General features: G+C 61.1%; 17 protein-coding genes. 3 read left to right on the forward strand and 14 right to left on the reverse strand.

Annotation, left to right across the window (positions count from 1 at the left end):
• Position 1: 1 nt before the first annotated feature.
• The 6 genes from BLL36_RS28030 to BLL36_RS28055 all read right to left on the reverse strand — a co-directional run bounded on the left by BLL36_RS28030 (position 2) and on the right by BLL36_RS28055 (position 7,858).
• A complete protein-coding gene (locus tag BLL36_RS28030; RefSeq protein WP_076954844.1) occupies positions 2-1,315 on the reverse strand; it encodes an HlyD family type I secretion periplasmic adaptor subunit in 1,314 nt (437 codons plus the stop codon).
• Positions 1,312-3,063 carry a type I secretion system permease/ATPase gene (locus BLL36_RS28035; protein ID WP_076954845.1) on the reverse strand — a complete coding sequence of 584 codons (1,752 nt, stop codon included), beginning with the start codon at positions 3,061-3,063 and terminating at the stop codon, positions 1,312-1,314. Before BLL36_RS28035 ends, BLL36_RS28030 begins: the two co-directional genes overlap by 4 nt.
• 100 nt (positions 3,064-3,163) lie before the next feature.
• On the reverse strand, positions 3,164-3,538 hold the full coding sequence (locus BLL36_RS28040) for a protease inhibitor Inh/omp19 family protein (protein WP_090219989.1): 375 nt from the start codon (positions 3,536-3,538) through the stop codon (positions 3,164-3,166).
• Positions 3,539-3,579: 41 nt separating this feature from the next.
• Positions 3,580-5,013 (reverse strand): serralysin family metalloprotease, encoded by a 1,434-nt coding sequence (locus BLL36_RS28045; protein ID WP_076954847.1) that lies wholly within the window; start codon positions 5,011-5,013, stop codon positions 3,580-3,582.
• Positions 5,014-5,380: 367 nt separating this feature from the next.
• Positions 5,381-6,484, reverse strand: coding sequence for a DmpA family aminopeptidase (locus BLL36_RS28050; protein WP_076954848.1), 1,104 nt, complete (start codon positions 6,482-6,484; stop codon positions 5,381-5,383).
• A 9-nt stretch (positions 6,485-6,493) separates the two neighbouring features.
• Positions 6,494-7,858, reverse strand: coding sequence for an APC family permease (locus tag BLL36_RS28055; RefSeq protein ID WP_076954849.1), 1,365 nt, complete (start codon positions 7,856-7,858; stop codon positions 6,494-6,496).
• 199 nt (positions 7,859-8,057) lie between these two features.
• Here BLL36_RS28055 and BLL36_RS28060 point away from each other — a divergent pair, with 199 nt between their 5' ends.
• Entirely contained in the window at positions 8,058-8,843 is a 786-nt protein-coding gene (locus BLL36_RS28060) for a helix-turn-helix transcriptional regulator (RefSeq protein ID WP_076954850.1), read from the forward strand.
• Between the two features lie 566 nt (positions 8,844-9,409).
• Here the strand turns inward: BLL36_RS28060 and BLL36_RS28065 are convergent.
• The 4 genes from BLL36_RS28065 to BLL36_RS28080 are packed head-to-tail and all read right to left on the reverse strand — an operon-like array spanning position 9,410 to position 13,184.
• On the reverse strand, positions 9,410-10,489 hold the full coding sequence (locus BLL36_RS28065; protein WP_076954851.1) for a polyamine ABC transporter substrate-binding protein: 1,080 nt from the start codon (positions 10,487-10,489) through the stop codon (positions 9,410-9,412).
• A gap of 59 nt (positions 10,490-10,548) precedes the next feature.
• Positions 10,549-10,890, reverse strand: a complete 342-nt coding sequence (locus tag BLL36_RS28070) for a cupin domain-containing protein (protein ID WP_076954852.1) — start codon at positions 10,888-10,890, stop codon at positions 10,549-10,551.
• A 26-nt stretch (positions 10,891-10,916) separates the two neighbouring features.
• Positions 10,917-12,323 carry an NAD(P)/FAD-dependent oxidoreductase gene (locus BLL36_RS28075; RefSeq protein WP_076954853.1) on the reverse strand — a complete coding sequence of 469 codons (1,407 nt, stop codon included), beginning with the start codon at positions 12,321-12,323 and terminating at the stop codon, positions 10,917-10,919.
• A 51-nt stretch (positions 12,324-12,374) separates the two neighbouring features.
• Positions 12,375-13,184, reverse strand: coding sequence for a helix-turn-helix transcriptional regulator (locus BLL36_RS28080; protein ID WP_076954854.1), 810 nt, complete (start codon positions 13,182-13,184; stop codon positions 12,375-12,377).
• A 250-nt stretch (positions 13,185-13,434) separates the two neighbouring features.
• On the opposite strand from BLL36_RS28080, the gene BLL36_RS28085 reads away from it, so the two are divergent.
• On the forward strand, positions 13,435-13,707 hold the full coding sequence (locus BLL36_RS28085; RefSeq protein ID WP_076954855.1) for a DUF1652 domain-containing protein: 273 nt from the start codon (positions 13,435-13,437) through the stop codon (positions 13,705-13,707).
• A 41-nt stretch (positions 13,708-13,748) separates the two neighbouring features.
• On the opposite strand, the gene BLL36_RS28090 is transcribed toward BLL36_RS28085, so the two are convergent.
• On the reverse strand, positions 13,749-16,208 hold the full coding sequence (locus BLL36_RS28090; RefSeq protein WP_076954856.1) for a UvrD-helicase domain-containing protein: 2,460 nt from the start codon (positions 16,206-16,208) through the stop codon (positions 13,749-13,751).
• Between the two features lie 219 nt (positions 16,209-16,427).
• Here BLL36_RS28090 and BLL36_RS28095 point away from each other — a divergent pair, with 219 nt between their 5' ends.
• The gene (locus BLL36_RS28095; RefSeq protein ID WP_076954857.1) at positions 16,428-17,123 is read left to right on the forward strand and encodes a pirin family protein; all 696 of its coding nucleotides are present in this window, start codon (positions 16,428-16,430) and stop codon (positions 17,121-17,123) included.
• Between the two features lie 151 nt (positions 17,124-17,274).
• Here BLL36_RS28095 and pgm read toward each other — a convergent pair whose 3' ends face one another.
• The 3 genes from pgm to BLL36_RS28110 form a co-directional block, all read right to left on the reverse strand.
• The gene (pgm, locus tag BLL36_RS28100; RefSeq protein ID WP_076954858.1) at positions 17,275-18,918 is read right to left on the reverse strand and encodes a phosphoglucomutase (alpha-D-glucose-1,6-bisphosphate-dependent); all 1,644 of its coding nucleotides are present in this window, start codon (positions 18,916-18,918) and stop codon (positions 17,275-17,277) included.
• A gap of 105 nt (positions 18,919-19,023) precedes the next feature.
• On the reverse strand, positions 19,024-20,430 hold the full coding sequence (locus tag BLL36_RS28105) for an aminotransferase-like domain-containing protein (RefSeq protein WP_076954859.1): 1,407 nt from the start codon (positions 20,428-20,430) through the stop codon (positions 19,024-19,026).
• Positions 20,427-21,836 (reverse strand): hypothetical protein, encoded by a 1,410-nt coding sequence (locus BLL36_RS28110; protein WP_076954860.1) that lies wholly within the window; start codon positions 21,834-21,836, stop codon positions 20,427-20,429. Before BLL36_RS28110 ends, BLL36_RS28105 begins: the two co-directional genes overlap by 4 nt.
• Positions 21,837-22,471: the final 635 nt, after the last annotated feature.

Consider the following 22,471-nt stretch of genomic DNA (forward strand, 5'->3'; position numbering starts at 1 on the left):
CTCATTGCTCGGTCAGCGCGGAGCCGGCGCGATCGAGCAGCGGCTTGAACAGGTAATTAAGCAGCGAGCGTTCGCCGGTGCGCACGAATATCTCGGCGGGCATGCCGGGCCTGATCACCAGGCCGTGGAGTTTCTCCAGGTCGGCGTCACTGACCGTGGTGCGCAGCACGTAGTACGGCGCGCCGGTTTTCTCGTCGAGCATCTGGTCGGCGGAGACCAGGCTGACCTCGCCCGGTACCCGCGGGGTGCGGCTCTGGTTGAAGGCGGTGAAGAGGATGTCGACCGGCAGGTGTGTGCCGACCTTGTCCACCAGATGCACCGGCAGGTGCCCTTCGACTTCCAACCGGGTGTCCTGGGGCACGATCTCCAGCAGGGTTTCGCCCGCACGCACCACGGCGCCCTCGGTGTGTACGCCGAGGTTGACCGCAATGCCATCGGCCGGCGCGTTGATTTCGCTGTGTTGCAGGTCGAACCCGGCGGAGGTCAGTTGTTGTTCCAGGGTCAGGCTGCGCAGTTGCGCGTCGGCCAACTGGCTGCGCACTTCCTTCTGATATTCCTCGCTGTGCTGTTGCAATTTGAGGCGCGATTCGAGGATGCCCTGCTCCACCCGGCCGCTTTCGCCGGTGTTCTGCGCCAGGTCCTGTTGCACCTGGGACAATTGGCGCTGGTACTCCATCAGGCGGTTGCGTGGGATGTAGCCGTTGTCGGCCAGCGGTTGCAGGTTGCTCAATTGGTCGCGCAGGGATTGCGCCTGGGCGGTCAGGTCGCTGCGGGCGCGGCGCATGCCGTTGAGCTGCGCCGTGGCGCCGTCGATATTCGCGCGGATACCCGCCTGCTCGCGGGCAAAGGCTTCGCGGCGGCTGCTGAACAGTTGGCGCTGGCCTTCGAGTACCAGCGCCAGGGCCGGATCGGGGTTGGCGCTCAGCTCGGCCGGGAAGGTAACGCTGGTCTGGTTGTCACGCTCGCTCTGCCAGCGTGCCACGCTGGCCCAGGCCATGCGGTACTGGGCTTGCAGCGAGTGCACGTCGGCCTGGTTCTGGGTCTGGTCAAGGCGAAACAGCGGCTGGCCTTGTTTCACGGCCTCGCCTTCACGCACCAAGATCCGGCTGACCACGCCGGGGCTGAGGGTTTGCACAGCCTTGCGCTTACCCGACACCACCACAGTGCCTTGCACTGGGATGCCTTGATCGAGCGGCGCGAGGCTGGCCCAGAGGAAAAACCCGCCAGCGCCGACAACGGTCAGCAGCCAGCCCATGCGCGCGAAGAACCGGGCGTCGCGCTCTTTGAAGGGTGGTTCGAAAGTGATGCTGCTCATGCGCCTGGATTCCTTCCGGCTTGGTACTGACGGCTGAAACTCACACCGGGCTTATCCTTCGGTGTTTCCGGCTGGCCGGACAAGGCCCGCAGTACCTCCTGGCTCGGCCCGAACGCCTGCAAACGGCCTTCGTTGAGCACCAGCAATTTGTCCGCCTGGGCCAATGCCGACGACCGATGGGTCACCAGCACCACGCTGCTGCCTTGGGCCTTCATCTGTACGATGGCGCTGGCCAAGGCGGCTTCGCCCACGGTGTCGAGGTTGGAGTTGGGTTCATCCAGCACAATCAAGCGTGGCCCGCCATACAGCGCACGGGCCAGGGCTACGCGTTGTTTCTGGCCGCCGGACAGGCCGCCGCCGCTGTCGCCGAGTACCGTGTCGTAGCCTTGGGGCAGGCGCAGGATCAATTCATGCACGCCGGCTTGCTGCGCAGCCTGCACCACCCGCTCGGGGTCGGCCTCGCGAAAGCGGGCGATGTTGTCGGCGATGCTGCCGCTGAACAGTTCAATGTCCTGGGGCAAGTAACCGATATGCGGGCCCAGGTCGTCGCGGTCCCAACGATGGATGTCCGCGCCATCCAGGCGCACGGTTCCGGCCAGGGTCGGCCACACGCCCACCAGCACACGGGCCAGGGTGGATTTGCCGGAGCCCGAGGCGCCAAGCACGCCCAACACTTCGCCGGCGCCGAGGTTGAAGCTGACCTGATGCAGGGTGGGCATGCGTCGCCCGGGCGGGCCGGCGCTGACCTGTTCGAAGCTGATCTGGCCCTTGGGTGCCGGCAATTTCATCTGCTCGACTTCCGGCGGGAACTCGCGCAGTAAGTCATCCAGCCGCTGGTAGGCCAGCTTGGCCGAACTCCATTGCTTCCATACCGCAATCAACTGGTCGATGGGGCTCAGCACGCGGCCCATCAGGATCGAGCCCGCGATCATCATCCCGGCCGTCATATCGCCCTTGATCACCAACAGCGCGCCCAGGCCCAGCACCAGGGACTGCAAACACAGGCGCAAGGACTTGCTCAGAGAGGTGATCACCGAGCCGGTATCGCTGGCGGTGTTCTGCAAGCCGAGGAACTGCGCATGCACGGCAAACCAGCGTTGGCGCAAGGCGCCGAGCATGCCCATGGCCTGGATGGTTTCGGCGTTGTGCAAATGGCTGGTGGCCAACTGGGTCGATTGCTGGGAAAAACCGCTGGCCTCGCCCAAGGGTTTCCTGGTCAGGTATTCGTTCAGGCACGCCAGGCCGATCAGCAACACCGCGCCGGCGGTGGCCAGCACTCCAAGCCAGACGTTGAAGAGGAAAATCACAAACAGGTAGATCGGAAACCACGGCGCATCAAAAAACGCGAACAGCGCAGGCCCGGTGATGAATTGGCGGATATGGGTCAGGTCGCCTAGGGATTGCCCGGCATGCCCCTGGCCGCGTTGCAGGTTGCGCTCGAACGCGGCCTTGTACACACGCAAGTTGAAACGCCGTTCCAACTGGCTGCCAATACGGATCACGATAAAACTGCGGATCACTTCCAGCGTGCCAATAAAGGCAAAGAAGCCCACGACCATCAGCGTCAACATCACCAGGGTGGTTTCGTTCTGGGAGGACAGCACGCGGTCGTAGACTTGCAGCATGTAAATCGACGGCACCAGCATCAGCAGGTTAATCAGGGCGGTGAAGCAGCCAACACTGATCAATAGACGCTTGTATTCACCCAAGGCCTTGAATAAAGGCACAGCGGCAGTGGGCTTGGCCATATGTTTGATCTTCCTTGAACCGAAATGCACGCATATGCTGCCCGAGCCCTTGATAAAGGCCGGCAACTAATAAAGTTGAGTAATACGCTTATAACGGCAACTAAGGCATCCGTTTTAATTCAACGACAGCACCGGATGGGGTGCGCGCCTGGTAGTCACCGTTCTTCTGGCGGTTCAAGTGCGTGATGCCACTGCCTTGTGCATTGAACAGCCAGATGCCGTCCGGTGTGGGCGACCAGGAAAGCGGTTTTTCTCCCAGCCATTGCTCGGCACAGGCCACGTCGCCGCCCAAGGCGTTGGCCGGCTCAAGCAGATCAAGGGCGCACATCTGATCCTGCTGGTGCAACTGCCAATGCCCGGCCAATTGGGCCGTGGTGGGTAATACAAGACTGCTCGCCATTGCGTGGGCTCCTGCCGACACGAACATCACCTGCAACGCGCAGGTGAACACTTTGAAAAAACGCTGCATCTTCATGCTCCATCGTAGGCGCGGCGTCGAAACGCCGCGCCCTTGCCTCACGCGACGATGTCGCTGACCGCTGCCTGGCCGACGGTGGTGACGAGGAAATCCGCCACCCCTTGCCCGGAGAAGTCTACCGCCAGGGTACCCAGGTTGGTGCCTGCCGCGTAACTCAGCACCGCGTCGCCGGCATGCCCGGTAAACGCATTGACAAAGGTCAGGCCGGCGCCTTTGGTGATGCCGCTGAGGTCGATCTTGTCGGAACCTGAGGTGAAGTCAAAGATCTTGTCCGCCGCCCCTGGCCTGGAATCGGAACTGGCCCCGAACACAAAGGTGTCGCTGCCCGCGCCACCCCACAGTTGGTCGGCGCCACCGCCACCGTAGAGCAGGTCGTTGCCGGCCCCGCCCTTGATCAGGTTGGCTGCGTTGTTACCGATGATCAGGTCGTTGCCCGCGCCACCGAACGCGTTCTCGACCGTGACGCCCTTGGCGATGGACACGTTGCCCACCAGGCCGCCCACGTCGGAGAACGCGGTTTCATTGAGGTTGATCTTCTGGTTTTGAGTGAAGCCGGAGAAGTCCAGGGTGTCGTTGCCACCACCGTCCCATACCGAGAACACCAGTTTGTCGGCATTGGAGCTGGCGCTGAGGAAATCACGCCCGGTGTTGGAGTTGAAACCGTAGGTGGTATCGCCCGCTCGGGTGGTGTAGTTGGCGCCGTAGAGCTTCTGGATCGCGGCAATGTCGTCGATCAATGGGCCGGAGGCATAGGCTTCGACCCCGCCTTTGCTGAAGTTCTGGTTGGTGTTGCTCTCGCTCCAGTAGCTCATGAGGCTGTAGCCGCGCGTGTCCTGTCCATAGGTCGCGTCGTTGTAGCTTGGGGCGCCTTCGCCGGCGTTGTAGTCGCCGGGGTGAGCCAGGCCCAGGGTGTGGCCGATTTCGTGGGTCAGGGTCTGCCGGCCATAATTGTTCAGGTCCGGGGTCTTGTTCGGCGTGTAGCTGTTGTTGGTCAGGTACCACGAGGTACCGTCGTAGCCTGCGCCGGTGCCGGGCAGGTAGGCGAAGGCCGCCGCGCCATCCTGGCCGCTGCTGTAGTTGCCGAAGGTCATGTGGCCGTCGCCGCCGGTGGCTTTCTCGGTGAAGGTGACCTTGGCCACGTCCGCCCAGGATTGCATGGCCAGTACGGCCTGGGCTTTCTGCTGCGCGTTGAACTGGCTGAAGCCCGAGATACCATGCTTGTTCAAGGTGCTCGAGGAGGCCGAGGTGAGGAAGGTGTAGGTCAGGTCGATCTTGCCGTTGCCGTCAAAGTCGCGGTACGCGGCGCCGTCGCGCAGCAGCTGGGTGGCTGCCTGGTCAACGGTGTAGGAGGGTTTGCCATTGACCGTGAGGTTGCCGCCCCGGTCATACTGATGGCTGAAGCTATCGATTTGCGAGTAAGCGGTGCTGGCTTGCGCCGCCGACACGATAGCCTTGTCTTTTACTTTTGACATAAACGTACTTCCTTGTGTGCATGTGCATCAGTTTTTGATCGATAGGAACCCCGCGGGCGAGATCGTCCTATCACTCGCCTCTTTTGAAGGCGTCATGAAACTGACACAAGTTTAAATCGTTCGTCTACTTCTATTTCCACGGTGACTACGTCGTGATCGGGCAACTAGCGCAGGCTTTACACCGTATTTATTGGCGTCTTGGGATTTTGTCCGACAAAAAACAAGCGCCTCTTATTTAAATATTAAATAGCGCTAAATCCGCTCAACTTGAGCGGCACACTTGATAAATGGATCCAATATATTGCCACAGTGGCATTGGCAACATTAAACAGCCACTATTTCAACTAAGCCCTCAACGTTTTCTGCACTACCGCCACATCCGCCAGCCCGTGTCATGCAATGCATGCACCAGCGTATCGCCGGTCAGGCCGGAGACTTGCACGCCGTCATCGGTGCTCATGTCCTCTCCCGCCAGGAGCGCGTTGATGATCGCCTCCTCCACCGCCTCGGCCGCGGCGCTGAACAGAGGCGAGATATGGTCGTTGTTGACCATCTGCAACGCGCTGCTCAACGGCAGGCCTTTGCGCCCATAGTCGGCGGGGGGCAGGTCCTGGTTGCCGGTGGCGAACGCCAGGAACAGGTCGCCGCTGGAGTCCTCCGTGCCGCCGCCGGTACGGGCGATGCCAATGGACGCACGTTGTGCCAGGCGCTGGCATTGGTGCGGCAACAGCGGCGCATCCGTGGCGAGGACCACCACGATCGACCCCATCCCCGGCGTGCCGCGCTCGGCAAACGGCGAAGGGATGCCCGTGAGCCGGCGGCCCACCGGGTAGCCATCCACCCGCAATTCTTCGCGCTTGCCATGGTTGGCCTGCACCAGCACGCCGACGGTCCAGCCACCCTGCTCCGCCGGCAATCTGCGCGATGCCGTACCGATGCCTCCCTTGAACTCATGGCAGATCATTCCGGTGCCGCCGCCCACTGAGCCTTCCTGCACCGGGCCGGTTTCGGCGTTGTCGACGGCTTCGCGCACATGTTCGGGCCCCACGTGCTGGCCCCAGATGTCGTTGAGCAGGCCGTCATAGGTTTCCATCACCACCGGCATGCACCAATACACCGCCGGGTCCGCCAGGCGCTCGCGCTCCAGAGCGATCAGGCTGTCGCGCACGATGCCGATGCTGTGGGTGTTGGTGATGGCCAGTGGTGTGGTCAATAATCCGGCTTCGCTGATCCACTCCAGGCCCGTGGCATCGCCATTGCCGTTGAGCACGTGGTAACCGGCGAAACACGGCTGCTGCCGTGCCTCCCCGCCGCGCGGCTGGATCACACTGACGCCGGTACGCACGTGTTTGCCATCGATACGCGTCTTGAGCGTGCTGTGACCGACCCGTACCCCAGGCACATCGGTGATGGCGTTCCACTCGCCGGGCGTGCCCAGCCCCAACGTGATGCCCAATTGACGTGCGCGCATAGCCCCTCCTTACAGTTTCTGGAAGACCGGACTCAACCGGCCACTGATGCAATACAGAATCACCGACAGCGCCAGCAAACCGATGATGATCATGATGTCGCGGGTCGAGGCTGCCGCCACCAGGGTGACCAATAGATAGCCCGCGCCGAGCACCGCAAGCAATGCCGGCAGCGGCCACAGCGGCATGCGATACGGATGCTCGCGTTCGCGCAGCAGCACACGGCTCATCAACGCGCTCAGCGCCACCACCAGGTACACCAGCATGATCAGCAACACGCTGAACGACGTCAGTTCGGCCAGGTTGGAGCTGAAACTCAGCAGCGCCGAAGGAATCGCCAGGAACAACGTCGCCAACCAGGGCGAATCCCAACGCGGGTGGATGCGCGTGAACAGTTTGTTGATGCCCGGCGTCCACAGCGCATCGCGCCCGCTGCTGAACACGACGCGGCCGATCTGGATCACGATGGCGACGATGGCATTGAACACCGACAGGAAGATCCCTGCGCTGACCAGCCGCGACAGGGTTTCACTGCCATGGCTGCTCAACAGATAGCCGATGGGGTCCGGGCTACTGATCATCTCGCTCAGGGACGGCGCGCCGATCAGCAGCGCGGTGATCGGCACCAGCTCGATGATCACCACCAGCCCCAGGGACCACAGCACCGCCTTGTGCACGCCCCTGCCGCCGCATTTCATGTCCTCGGCCAGCAACACCGCAGGGCCGTAGCCGTTATAGGAAAACAGGCCAATGCCCACCGCGCCGATCACCAGGGCCCAGGGCGCCAGGTGCAGCACGCCGTTTTCCACTATCTGCGGTTGGAACAGTACGCTGGCCGGCTGCACCGGGTTGCCGAAGCCGATCACCACGATCACCAGCAGCGCAGCGACTTCCAGCAGCAGGCAAGTGCCGGTGATCCAGGCATTGAGTTTGATATTGAGGATGCCCAGGGCGTAACTGCCCACCACAATCACCAGCGCGACGGTCTGTGAGTCGAACCCTGTGCCGAGGGCGTTGTTCAGGTATTTGGCCGCGCCGGTAGCGAGCACCGGCGGAATGAACAGCAACATCACCAGCACGGTCAAGAACGTCGCATAGCCCGCCATGCCACCGAACACGCGCTTGGCGTATACATACTCACCACCGGCGCTGTTATGGGCGCGGCCCAGTTCGGCATAGCAAAAGGCGAACATCAGCGCGAGCAAGCCAGCCATTACAAACGCCAGGAACACGCCGCTGCCGGCCTGCTGGATGGCAAAGGGCGCGATCACGAACACGGAACTGGCCGGCGTCACCGCCGACACGGTAATGGCGACCACATCGAAGACGCTCAGGGTGGGTTTCAGCACGCCGTCGGGCGTGGGGGAAGTGCTCATATCGTTATCCTCTGTCGTTGTTCTTGGTATGAGGCAGAAACGAAAAGTCTGATAGTCACGGGATATGTTTCCCGTTGAATGATGGCGAAGATAGACAAGGGATTCACGTCAGCCAATTCCCCTATTGGCGTACTCCCCTTGACGATGCCGGGCAAAAAACCAACCCTTGGGCACTATTTCGCTGGCGGGAGCCGTTTATATGAGCCTGTTTCGGGAAATCGGCATGCACGCGGGCCTGGGGCGTACCGTCGCGCACATCGGCACCGAGCGCTTCTGGAAACAGTTGGTGTTGTTGCTGCACCAATGCCTGCCCTTCGATAATGCCCTGGCGATCTTCTATCCCCAGGAGGGCCCGCCCCTGGCCCTGGAAGAATACGACGCCCAGCCCAGCAGCAAACCGGCGTCGATGCTGGTGTACCTCAATGGCCTGTATTTGCTCGACCCGTTTTTCCAGGCGTGTCGCGAGGGTTACGCCAGCGGTGTGTACCGCCTGGAGGAAGTGGCGCCGGATCATTTTCGCCAGAGTGAGTACTTCCTCAATTACTTCCACGACAACGTGCTGGAAGACGAGGTGCAATTCATCCTGCAACTGCCTGGCGCGGGGACGTTATCGCTGTCGTTGGGCATGCAGCGGCGCTTCAGCCTCGATGAGACCGGGCTGATGACGACCGTAGCTGCCTGGGTATTGCCGTTGATGCAGCAGCACTGGCAGCAGAGCACCCGGCGCGCGCCGGCGATGGACTCTCAGATCAGGGATGCGTTGAGTCAATTCGGCTGCGGCGTCCTTTCCGAGCGCGAACTGGAAGTTGCCCGCCTGGTGCTGCGCGGGTTTTCGTCCAAGGCCATGGCTGAGCGGCTGAACATCTCCCCGGATACGGTGAAAGTGCACCGTCGGCACTTGTACGCCAAGCTGGATATTTCGTCACAGCCGGAGCTGTTTTCGTTGTTTATCCAGTCGTTGGGGCACGATCTGGAGAACCCCTGATCCCATCCTGCTTCAGCTGTGGGAGCTCCCGAGCTTTAGCGAGGCTGCGATAGCGGTGGGTCAGTAGGAGCAATGCCAGCAGTACCGCCGCCTTCGCAGCCTCGCTGGGGCTCGACAGCTCCCACAGTTGATCTCTGTCGTCGCCGGGATTGTGCTCGCAGGTACAACCCAACTCCACCTGAAACACCCGATCCCCCTGTGGGAGCTCCCGAGCTTTAGCGAGGCTGCGATAGCGGAGTGTCAGTCAGAGCAAATGCCAGCATTACCGACGCCTTCGCAGCCTCGCCGGGGCTCGACAGCTCCCACAGGTTGATCTCTGTTGTTGCCGGAATTGCGCTCACAGGTGCAACCAATCCACCTGGCACAGCGAGTCTCCCTGTGGGAGCTCCCGAGCTTTAGCGAGGCTGCGATAGCGGTGGGTCAGGCGGAGCAAATGCCAGCAGTACCGCCGCCTTCGCAGCCTCGCTGGGGCTCGACAGCTCCCACAATTGGGCGCCATCGCTGCCGGGATTGTGCCAGCCGCCACACCGCAAATCCCACTTGCCACAGCCGATTTTGCATGGCTATTAGCGGCCGGTGCGAATGGTATTCCACACCCGCGTACGCACCCGGTCGACATTCAATGGCATCGCCTCCAGGGCAAACAGCTTGCCCATCATTTCCGGGCTTGGGTACACCTTGGTGTCCGCCTTGATCGCCGGGTCTACCAGGCTGTCCGCCGCGGCGTTGCCATTGGCGTAGTGCACGTAGTTGGTGATGCTGGCCATGACCTCCGGGCGCAGCAGGTAGTTCATGAAGGCATAGCCGGCCTGTTCGTTCGGCGCGTCGGCGGGCATGGCGACCATGTCGAACCAGATCGCGGCGCCTTCCTTGGGAATGTTGTAGCCGATGTTCACGCCGTTTTTGGCTTCCCTGGCACGGCTTTCGGCCTGCAGGATGTCGCCCGAGAAGCCTACCGCCACGCAGATATCGCCGTTGGCCAGGTCCGCGGTGTATTTCGAGGAATGGAAGTACGCCACAAAGGGCCGCACTTTCATCAGCAGTGCTTCAGCCTTCTTGTAGTCCTCGGGCTTCTTGCTGTGGTGCGGCAAGCCCAGGTAGTTGAGTGCGGCCGGGAGCAGTTCCGGGCCGTCGTCGAGAATCGCCACGCCGCATTTCTGCAACTTGGCCATGTTCTCGGGCTTGAAGATCAGGTCCCAGGAATCGACCGGTGCATTGTCGCCCAATACGGCCTTGACCTTGTCGATGTTGTAGCCGATGCCGGTGCTGCCCCACAGGTACGGGAAGCCATGGGCGTTGCCCGGGTCGTTGTTTTCCAGGGCTTTGAGCAACACCGGGTTAAGGTTTTTCCAGTTGGGCAACTGGCTCTTGTCGAGCTTCTTCAAGGCGCCGCCCTGGATCTGCCGCGCCATGAAATGGTTGGACGGAAACACCACGTCATAGCCGGATTTACCGGTCATCAACTTGCCGTCGAGGGTTTCATTGCTGTCGTATACGTCGTAAGTGAAACCGATGCCGGTTTCTTGCTGGAAGTGCTTGGTGGTGTCCGGCGCAATATAGTCCGACCAGTTGTAGATCTTCACTGTCTCGGCGGCCTGGCTGATAGAGGCCAACAACATCAAGGGCAACAGGGCAATGGCTTTCATGGTTCGATTCCTGGCGGTTTTAGGGCTGTTGTTATGGCAGGCGATCAAGGATCAAAGCGTTACAAAATCAGTACATAGGTCTTGCGCACGGTTTCCTGGATATCCCAGACGCCCGTGCTGTTGGCCGGCAACATCAGTGCGTCGCCGGCTTCTATATGAACGGTTTCCCCGGTGTCCGGGGTGAAAGTGCAGCGGCCCTGGATGAAGTGGCAAAACTCCTGGGAGGTGATCTGGCGACGCCATCGGCCCGGGGTGCATTCCCAGATGCCGGTTTCGACACCGTCGCTGCGCTCGACACTCAGGGTCGAGGCCACGGCGATGGGTTCCCCCAGCGGCACCGCCACGGGCGATGAGTCCGGCAGATGGGCGTTCAAGGTGTCTTTGAATTGAGTGATGCTCATGGCTTTTCCCGTGTGAATGAAACAATTCAGCGCATCAAGCTTTCCATGAACCCGGCCACGCCGGTCGCCAGCTTGCGGCGCCAAGGGGCGGTGTTGGGGCTGGCCAGCACCTGGTCTTCATGGACGAAACTGCGAATGATCGCGTTGTAACCCAGCCAGCGGCACGGCTCGGGCTCCCAGGGCCGGAGCGCATCCAGGCCGCGCTCGCGGAGCACCCAGGGTTGGTGGGTCAGCGCGGTGTCACGCCCCAGGATCAGATCGGCCAGGGTGCGACCGCCCAAGTGGGTGGCGCCTACGCCTTCCCCGCCATAACCACCTGACAGCGCGATACCCGTCTTGGGGTCGCACAGCATGTGCGGTCGGAAGTTGCGCGACATACCCAGGTTGCCGCCCCAGGAATGGGTGATTCTTACGTGCTTGAGCTGTGGGAAAAGCTCACCGAACAGGTAGCGACGCAGTCCCACTTCGCTGTCGGTCAAATCGAAGTCGTGGCGCAGTTTGCCGGCGAACTGATAACCGCCGCGCGCGCCGAATATCAGGCGGTTATCCGCTGAACGCTGGCCGTAGGTCACTTGGCGGCTGCTTTCGCCAAATGCCTGACCATGGCTCAAGCCGATTTCATCCCAGGTACTGGGCGGCAGCGGCTCAGTGGCGACGATCAGGCTTTGTACCGGCAGTTGGTAACGGCCCAGAGGCGCCAAGGTGGTCGCATAGCCTTCCACCGCCGGCACCACCCAGGCGGCGCGCACACTGGCCTTCGCCGTGCGCAGGCTGCCGGACTGCCACTGGGTGACCGGGCTGTTTTCGTAGACGACCACGCCCATGGCCTCAACTACCCGCGCCAGGCCGCGCACCAGCTTGGCCGGGTTGATGGTTGCGACGTGGGGCGCGTAAATGCCGCCGTAGGGCTTGGCGATGCGGACCTGTTCGGCCAGTTGCTGCGGGCTGAGCCAACGGTAGTCGGCCTCGGTCAGGCCCTGGGCATAGAGTGTGTCCAGGTAGCGGCGCAGGCTGCCTTCCTGCTCGGGGTAACGGGCCGCGCAGTACAGCGCGCCTCCCTTGCGGTAGTCACAATCGATGCCTTCACGCGCCAGCACCTGGGCCACTTCGTCGGGGATGGCGTGCAACAGGTCGAACGAGGCACGTCGCTGTTCGGGATTCAGGCCGGCCAGCAAGCGGTCTTCACCCAGCAGGTTGCCCATCAGCCAGCCGCCGTTGCGACCCGAAGCGCCGAAACCGGCGGTTTGCGCTTCGATAATCGTGATTTTCAGCTCGGGGGCCTGGCGTTTCAGGTAATACGCGGTCCACAGCCCGGTGTAGCCGGCGCCGATAATGGCCACGTTGACGTCCAGGTCATGCTCCAGGGCCGGCCGCGCGCGCAGCGGGTCGTCCAACTGGTCCATCCATAAGCTGATGTTGCGCCATGCCGGCATGCCGGGTTCTCCCCTACCTGGTTTTGATAGGGTGGATCCTAGAGCGCGCGGTCAGGGACTGTCTTGCGCGCGTGCACGCAGGGAAATGTGTTTGACGTAGGCCTTGGGCGACTGGCCGGTGTGCTGGCGGAACGCGCTGTAGAACGCCGACAGCGAGTTGAAACCGGCCGCGAACGCCAGGTCGTCGATCTTTATCGGCGGCACGGCCTTGTCCAGCGCGGCCAGCAAATGCTGAAGCCTGGCCTGGTTGACGTAGCGATAGAAGCTTTGCCCCAGTACCTGGTTGAGCAGGTAGGAAATCTGATTGCGGCTGTAGCCGCACTCCCTGGAAACCCGCTGCAGGTCCAGCTCGGGGTCCAGGTAGGGTTGTTTGCCTTCGAAATACTGCTGCAGGTCGTTGGCCATGTGCCCCAATTGCTGGGGCGACAGGCCCAGGCGGCTGAACGAAGGCCGCGCGGCCTCGGCCGGCCGCTCATGTACCAGGGACGCGTACTCGTTGACCCGCCAGATCAACCCGTCGCGCACGGTGATGGCTTCGCTGGTGCGAAACGACACCAGGCCTCGGCCGCCCCGCAAGGTAATGCGGTACTGGATAAACGCAGTGTTGCCGTCGGCACGGATGCGGTCAGTGTGTTCAATCGCCTCGTCCGCCTCTCGTGGCATGCTGGCCTGCAGGTATTGGCGCAACTGCGCGAAACCGACGACACGGTTCTGGAAGAAATCGTGGTACTGGATGTCCGGGTGGTAGTAGGACATCACGCCCTCCAGGTCCCGATGGCGCCAGCACAGGTGGTGGCGTAGCACCAGCTCGCGTGTGGCTTGGGATTGCTGGGCATCATCGTCTGCAGCGATGTCTGGCATGGCAGGCTCTGTGGCGAAACAAACGGAGGAGATTGCCGAATTTTGCCGGCGCGTACAATCGCCGAATGGCGGTGCTGACTAATGGCCTTTCGCCTTGTTACGGGCGAGACATGATCCATGTCAAGACAACTGCCGAACGGGGCCAAAAAAGTCACCTGCCAATTGCGAACGAATGCTATTTTTTAAGCTCTACGACGCCACGACCATTGACGGTCCTGGCCCCCCTTCCGCGAGCTAAAGGAAGCGCTCAATGAACAAGGTGGGCAACATGAACAAAGTGACGTTCCCCAACGCATGCCAGCTGATGCGCTGGCACTTTCATCCGATAGGCTTCGAAGGCAGTATGGACGCGCCGGGCAGCATGATCGTGCGCCTGTTCGACCGCGCCAGCGGCGAGACCCTGATCGCCATTGCCGGCATTCCCTGTGCCACGGTGATGAATGCGGCCGATGTGGAGCGCATTATCGAGGCGGTGGAGGATGAGCTGGCGTCGTTTGTGCCGCCGCAGTCCTTGCGGGCCTGAGCACAATCTCCCGGACATAGGAGATCCAATGTGGGAGCTCATTAACCGCGTTGATCATCGAAAAATGCCTTTTTACCGTCCACTCGCTCCGACGCCCTGGGCACATTCACGGCCTGGCCTTCAGGCTTTTCCACATACCAGTAGCAATGGCTCACCGCCCGGGTAATGCCCACATACGCCAGGCGCAACACCTCATCCTTCTGCGCGTTGTCATAGGGCTCGCTGTCACCGTCCTTGCCCAGGCCCGCCATGCGGTACACCTGGTTTTTATAGGGTGAGCGGGTGACATGCTGGCAATCCCCAAGCAGGAATACCGCGTCTGCTTGCAGCCCCTTGGCACTGTGGTAAGTCAATTGTTTGAGTCTGCGCGCCTCGCGCGGCAAGCTAGAATCCGCATTAACTACAGCCTGAATATGCTCTTGAATCAATAGTTTATCGCTGCTTTTTCGATAAAGCATCAAGACTGAATCACCCTTTTGATAGTGCTCCAGCAATTGCTGCCCCATTGCCGCGTCGGACCTTTCCAGCACCTTGACCGGCACCAACGCCTTGGGCGCCCCGCTGGCCTTGGCCTTTTTGCCAGGGATCGTCGGCGCGGCGCGCACAATGTGCTCGGCCGCGTCGATGATGTGCTGATGGCTGCGGTAGTTCTCACCCAGCATCACGCGGGTGGTGGCTGGAGACGGAAACTCTTGGTTGAACGCCATGAAGTATTTGGGCGAGCTGCCACGCCAGCCGTAAATCGACTGCCAGTCATCCCCCACGCACAGCAGCGATGACTGCTGTGCGCCACGCCCAACGTGCATTGCCGGGCCACGGCTGCGGATCTCCCGCAGGCTGGCGCGAATCCACGAGACGATTTGCGGCGAAACGTCCTGGAATTCGTCGATCATCAGGTGCGACAACGGCCGCAACAGCGGGTCGCTGAGCAGCTTGAGGTTTTCCGGGGTATTTTCGCCGAACAGCGAAAACATGCGGTTATACGTCATGATCGGTGGCGACTGGTCGAGCAGATGATCTTCCAGGGCCTTCCAGTAAATGCCCAGGGCTTCAAAAAAGAAACGGTCCGGATCATCCTTGGCGAAGCTCATCTGCCCCACGGCGTTCGGCACGTCGAGCCCAAGGTTCTCGATAAACCCGGCTGCCATCACGAAACTGTCCAGCAACGGCGCCGAGGACAACTCGCCCTTGACCCTGTAATCAAAGCCCGGCCCGGCGCTGGCGTCACCGGCCAAGCTGCTTAACAAGCGTTTTGATGATTCATAACTATCTAGCCATATCAGTGGCTTACGGCAGAAAGCTTGAAACAGGGTGCGTTTTACGGCCCATTCCGCACGCACCGACAGTTTCGAGTTCGGCCGGCTGATGCCGGCGTTTTCCCGCGAGTCGAAGCCCAGTACCACCCAGGCGTCCAGCTCGGGAATATAGCCATGGCAATGAAACTGCGCGCCGTTGATCTCGACGGTCTGGCGATTGGGCTCAATGCCATTGATCGGCCAGGCGCCCGCGCGAAACCACAGGTCTTCGATCACGTCGCAGAGTTCTTCATCACGCTTGGCGGCCAGTTCGGTCACGGCCACGCGTTTTTGTACGTCGGGATGATCCCGTTCCAGCGCCTTGAGCTGCAGCCCGTGGCGCGCCAGCGGCGCGATCAGCTCCCGGAACCGCGCATGTTGCCCGTAAAGCCGGTGGTAACAGGTGTTCATCTGTTGGCGCTGGGCTTCGTTGATGCGCAGGTCAAAGGGATTGCTGTCGGCGTCTTCAAAGTCCGAGCTGAGGTTTTCGAACGCTTGCAGACGCTCAAAACCCGGCAGGCTGCGTACCATCGGCAGGATGCGCGAGTGGAAGGTGCGCACCACGGCCTGGGCTTCTTTCAACCCGAGGGGTCTACCCCAAAGGTCAAGAATCTCCATGAGCTTGTTGATGAAGTCTTTACGGGATTCGCGGGTAAAGGTCACCACCGTCATGGAACTGAGTTCGAAGCCCAGGTAATGGGTGAGCAACACAATCCGCAATACCAGCGACGTGGATTTGCCCGCCCCGGCGCCAGCGATGACCGAGGTCGACGGCGTGTCGCTGAAAATCATCTTCCATTGCGCCGTGCTCGGCTGAGCGTGGGCGGGCAGCAAGCGCGCGACATCCGCCTTGATACGCTTCTTCAATTCGGCGGTAAGCGGCAGGCGCCAATCATCGAACAGATTGTCGTCGATACCCGGCGCACGGTGCTCATCCGGGCGCAAATCGCGGATCAGCAGAACCTGCCGGCCTTCCTCGATGCCCTCGGCCTTACCCTCGCGATAGCCGTACTCGACGCCCGCTTCATGCCCGCTGCGAAAGCCATCGGCTTGCCCATGCAGCCAGGAAAACCGGTGCTGGGCGCGCAAACGCGTGAGGCCATGGCCAAACAGGCGCGCGGCCAGGCGTTTGAGCCAAGGCATTTCAGCCAGCGGGCGCAGCTCAACGGGAAGATCAGTGGGTAAATCAGGCGGTTGTAGCGACACGCGGACTCCTGCGATGAGTGTGAGGCTGACACAGGCGCCATGGTCGCCGGAATCGACGCTCAATTCCAGCCAATTGCTTTGCGTTCATGCAGTTAGGCGATGAACTGAAAGTCAAAACGCCAGCAACCAATCTAATAGACTGATAGGAATCAGGCAGTTTTTACGCTTTTTATCGATCATCAGCTGCAGGATCATAACTGCCATCCACAGGAGACAATCATGCTTGAACTTCGACCTTTCAATTCCCTGGGCGGCGCCCATCATGGCTGGCTTGACGCCCATCACCACTTCTCGTTTGCCGAGTACCACGACCCCAAGCGCATGCACTGGGGCAACCTGCGGGTCTGGAACGACGACATCATCGCGCCAGGCACCGGCTTCCCGCAGCACTCGCATCGCGACATGGAGATCATCACCTACGTGCGTGAAGGTGCGATCAGCCATGCCGACAACCTCGGCAACAAGGGCCGCACCGAGGCAGGCGATGTACAGGTGATGAGCGCGGGCACCGGGATCGCCCACAGCGAGTACAACCTGGAAGACACGCCGACCAAGATTTTCCAGATCTGGATTATTCCCAACGAAGCCGGTCTGCCGCCGTCGTGGGGCGCCAAGCCGTTTCCCAAAGGCGGTCTGGAAGGCTTTGTGACACTCGCCAGTGGCAAGGCGGGAGACAGCGAGAGCCTGCGCATCCGTGCTGATGCACGCTTGGTGGCGGCGAACCTGAAGGCTGGGGAAAGTGCCGAATATCGACTTGAGAGCGGGCGTCGCGCCTACCTTGTGCCTGCGACGGGAGTGATTGAAGTCAATGGCTTGCGTGCACAAGCTCGAGACGGTGTCGCGGTTGAAGATGAGCAGGTGTTGCGGGTGACCGCGATTGAAGACAGCGAGATCGTGCTGGTGGATCTGGCCTGAAACTGTAGTGAGCGGGCTCGCCCCGCGCTGGGGGGCGAAGCCGCCCTAAAACCAGGCACCGCGTTCTGTCTGACAGACCGCGGTATTTTATTGGGGCGGCTTCGCCCCCCAGCGCGGGGCGAGCCCGCTCACTACACAGTACATTTCAGCGTTATTGGGTGATAGCGCCGTCCACCAGCACCTGCGCCTCTTCCACCAACTGCTTGAGGTGATCTTCACCGATAAAGCTCTCGGCGTAGATCTTGTAGATGTCCTCGGTACCCGATGGCCGCGCGGCGAACCAGCCGTTTTCGGTCATCACCTTCAGCCCGCCGATCGCCTGGTTGTTGCCCGGCGCGTGGCTGAGAATCTGCTGGATGCTTTCGCCGGCCAACTCGGTGGAGGTCACCTGGTCGGGCGACAACTTGCCCAGCAAGGCTTTCTGCGCCGGAGTGGCCTTGGCATCCACGCGAATCGCGAACGGCTCGCCCAGGGCGTCGGTCAGGCCGCGGTAGATCTGGCTGGGGTCCTGGCCTTTGCGCGAGGTCATCTCCGCCGCCAGCAGCGCGGGGATCAAACCGTCCTTATCGGTGCTCCAGACCGTACCGTCCTTGCGCAGGAACGATGCGCCGGCGCTTTCTTCGCCGCCGAACCCCAAGGAACCTTCGAACAGGCCGTCGGCGAACCATTTGAAGCCCACCGGTACTTCGTACAGGCGACGGCCGATGCGCGCGGCCACGCGGTCGATCAGGCCGCTGCTGACCACGGTCTTGCCCACGGCCGCGTCGGCGCGCCAATCGGGACGGTTCTGGAACAGGTAGTCGATGGACACCGCCAGGTAATTGTTGGGTGCCAACAGGCCACCGGACGGGGTGACGATGCCGTGGCGGTCGTGGTCCGGGTCGCAGGCGAAGGCCACGTCAAAGCCTTCCTTGAGGCCGATAAGGCCTTGCATGGCGTAGCTGGAGGACGGGTCCATGCGGATCTGGCCGTCCCAGTCGACGCTCATGAAGCGGAACGTGGCGTCGACTTCAGTATTTACCACCTCCAGATTCAACCGGTAGTGCTCGGCAATCGCCGACCAGTAGCGCACGCCGGCGCCACCCAATGGGTCCACGCCCAGGCGCAGGTCTGCGCTGCGGATGGCGTCCATATCGATCACATTGACCAGGTCAGCCACGTAGCTGTTGAGGTAATCATGGCGATGGGTGGTATCGGCCTTGAGTGCCTGGGCATGGGGCATGCGCTTGACCCCGGCCAGTTGATTGGCCAGCAGTTCATTGGCCTTGGCTTCGATCCACTTGGTCACGTGGGTATCGGCCGGGCCGCCGTTGGGCGGGTTGTATTTGTAGCCGCCACTCTGCGGTGGGTTGTGCGACGGCGTGATCACGATGCCGTCGGCCAAGCCACGGGTGCGACCACGGTTGTAGCAGATGATCGCGTGGGAAATCGCCGGGGTCGGCGTGTATTCATCGCCTTCGGCCAGCATCACGTGCACACCGTTGGCGGCGAGTACTTCCAGGGCGCTGGCACCGGCAGGCGTGGACAGCGCGTGGGTGTCCAAACCGACAAACAAAGGGCCGTCAATGCCCTGGGCTTCGCGGTACAGGCAGATGGCCTGGCTGATGGCCAGTACGTGCCACTCGTTGAAACTCAAATCGAACGAGCTGCCACGGTGCCCCGAGGTACCGAAAGCGACGCGTTGAGTGGAGATGGCTGCATCAGGCCGGCCAGTGTAATAGGCCGTGACCAGTCGCGGGAGATCCACCAGCAACTGGGCTGGCGCCGGCTTGCCCGCAAAAGGACTGATTGTCATGCATGGACCTCGCAAAGAAGAATTCAGAAATGAAGGCAGTTTACTGAGAGTTCGACTGCTGCGCGACGTTATCGATCCTACAAAGTTAAGAGAAACTTCGGGCAATCATTCCGTCTGTGCCTGACGTAGCGCCTGGCTTATCGCCGCCAGGGCAATATCCAGGTTGGGCTGCCCGTGGAAGGTGTGGCTCAGGCGTAAATGCTGCTGATGCAGGCCGCTGACGCTGAACAGCTCACCCGGTGCAATCACCACCTGCTGGGCGAGCAAACGCTGGAACACCTGGCGCATATCCACCGGCCTTGTGGAGCCCAGCCAGAACGTCGCCCCGGCAGCCGGCGCACGGTAGGCCACTTGGTCGCCCAGGTGCTGATCGAGGCGTTGCTGCATCTCCTCCGCCTGCTGGCATAGCTGCAGGCGCAGCGCGCGCAGGTGCTGGTCGATGCGCCCGCTTTGATAGAGGCGGGCAATCGCGCGCTGGCGGATCGACGACAGACGGAAGGAGCGCAGCAAAAACTGGCGCTGCAACTCGCTGCTCATGCGCCGAGACAGCAGATAACCATAAGGCGCTTCCGACCCCAGCACTTTCTCGAATGAAGAAAACACCATCAATCGCTCAGGGTTCACCAGCTCATGCAGCGCCGCCTGCGGTTCCTTGAAGCCCAATTCGCCAAAGGTGTCGTTTTCCAGCAGCCAGCAACCGTACTGATCGAGCATCTGCGCGACGGCAAGGCGGTCCTGGGTCGGCATGGCTGCCCCTGCCGGCAGGCTGACTTTGGAGGACAGCAACACCAGATGCACCGATTCATTGCACAGCAATTGATCCAGCATCACCAGGTCCAGGCGGCCCTGGGGCGTCAAGGGCAGCTCGATGATACGCACCCCGGCATCCTGGAACAGGCGCAGCACCAGCCAGTCGCACGGTGATTCAACAATCACCGTGGTGCCCTTCAGGTTCAGGACTTCAATGAGAATGTCCAGCACGCCCCGCAAGTCGGCACCGATGTAGACGTCGTCGGCATGCCAGCAGCGCGTGGCCGACGAGGTATAACGCGCCGCCAGCGCCGCGCGCAGCTCCCACACACCGCAAGGCTGGGCCCAGGGTTGCAGTCGCTGCGGGTATTGGCGCACCAGCTCGCGTTCCAGGCGCAGCAAATTGCTGTCCAGCGATGCCAGCAGCGAAGGGTCGTCCCCGCTGAGCACCACCATGCCAGGGCGCCGCGCCGCTGCGTAGAGCCGGTCAAGCAGATCCCCCCCTGCCCCCGCCAGCGGGTTTGCCGACAGAGGCCAGGCGTAATAACCCGACTTGGCCACTGAATAGACCCTGCCTTCCTTCTCAAGCAACGAGTAGGCGTACTGGACCGTCGAGATCGATACGTTCAGGCGCCCCGCCAACTGCCGAAGGGATGGCAGCTTTACCCGCGCATCGGTACTGACGTCATTGATCAGGTTGATCATGTAGCGGTAAACCGCCTGATACGCAAAATCCACCCGCCGTTCGCCGCGCAGCGTCATCGCCCGGACAATTGACAGGCCTGCCCGCTGCCAGGGGCAGTGACGCCGGCACTGCGCAATTTGCCGCCCGCACTGGCCAGCGGACGCTTGCGATACAGGTGCTGCAACAAGGGCAACGGCAAGCCGCTGGTGTCAGTGGCCCATTGTTGCAGCATGTCGGCGGATAGCTGGCCCTGCAGGACCTTGTGCAGCTCAGGCAAAGCAACCAGCATGCCCGGATGGCATTGGCGCAAATAGCCTTCCAGTCGTTCACCGTGGTGGATAAACGGCGAAAACAGCAGGCAGATCAATTGGGTCTCGTCCAAGCCAAAAAACTGCTGGGCACAGGCGCTGGATTCGACCCGCCCTTCACGGGTTCCCGCCTGCGCGAGAAACGCCTGCGGCAAATGCCTGGCCGACTGCTGGATAAAACCCTGCACCCCTTCTTCGTAGGTCAGGTCTCGCAGGCACTCGGCCTGGAGCCCGCGTAAATGGGCCATCAGCCGCGGGCTGGAATAGCCTGGATGGCTGAAGTGAAAACCCATCGGGTCGGGGGCAAAGGCCATGAACTCGGTGAGCATGGTCGAGGTTCGCAGGTCTACGTCGTCCAGCAAATCGGCGACGCTGATGTAGGCCAGGTGGCGATGGCTGGTTTTGCTGGGCCGTTCACTCTCGACATAATGTTCGCCGTATACATCGCGGTAATAACCTGTACTCCATTCGTCCATGCGGGCAAACAGCCCCGTGAGCGAAGACGGCCACGCATCAGGCATGGCCACACCCGCACCGTTTGCCATGTTCTTGAGCCAGGCAAGAAAATGACTTTGCTTGCGCGGTGAGTCACCACTGACCAATGCATGCACCCCGCCATGCCAGCAGGTGACACGCTGGTAAAAGTCCCCCAGCGCCAGGTAGGTGTCGCTGCACAATGTGGCGCGGCAGTCGCCGGAACTCAGGTGCCCCATCATCAGCATGTTGCGCTGGCTGATTTCCCGGCCGATGGTTGAGGCGGGCCGCAAATGGTTGAAGGGCAATACTTCCTGGTTTTCCACCATCAGCAGCTCAACCCTTGGATCGTCGTGCAGAAACAGGCGGCCATAGCCCTGATTGAGGCCGTCGAGCGTGCTCTCGGTCATTCCCGCATGCCTCAATGTCGCGACCCGCAAGTGGAAGGTGCGCGGGGCTCGGCCAGCGATGCTCAACTGTGCGGCACGCAACAGCGCCAATGTGTAGTTGCTCACTTCGCCGCCGCCGTGGGCCACCAGCACTTTGTACCCGCCTACTTGCTCCATGCCTCCGGCCGCGACAATGATTCGCTGGACCAACAACTGCAGGGCCGTTCGCTCTTCGCGAGTAAAATGCCCGATCAGACGTTGCAGAACTTGCTGATAAACATAAGTCATTGCCTGCTCGTGAATAGTGCTCATCATTCTATTACCTGAGTTCAAATATCAATTCCAAGCAACTGCTGACAGTATTTGCTCGACCTGTTACGCGTGTAAGAAATGTGCACGCAGCCTTGTGCGCCGATGACTAGACACTAGCACCCCACAACACACCGGCATGGACGCCTTGCGTGCAGAGCCGTCCCCGCAAAAATGCTGCTATGCGCCGTTTTTACTGGGCTTGAAAGAGCCCACACCTAGTCCTAGGATCTTTCCGACCTGCTCTTACACGCCGTTAACCCACTATTAAAAGAAGCGTCTTACAAGTAACCACGACAAACTTTCCCACTTATTGTATTGACGCCGCTCACGAGCTCGCCTATTTCCCTGGCGCCCCAGTAACATCGCAACATTAGTTTCATACGCTCGCGACGCAAGTGTCAGACAGTCGATCATTGCTCAATCCTTGAGATGAAAGTGAAGGCGCAATTATCGGTGCTGGAATAATGATTAATAGATACAGAACCCTGCCGAAAATCCATGCAGATGAATAACGTCCGCTCGGTAAATCACGCGCACACAAAGACGCCGCGCTGGAATTCAGGGCGGCGTCAGTGAAAAACTCAGGATTCAGGGGTTAAAGTGCCAGCTTGGCACCTGATGGGCACTCTAAGTTA

Source organism: Pseudomonas cedrina subsp. cedrina (genome assembly GCF_001983175.1).
GTDB classification, from domain to species: domain Bacteria; phylum Pseudomonadota; class Gammaproteobacteria; order Pseudomonadales; family Pseudomonadaceae; genus Aquipseudomonas; species Aquipseudomonas cedrina.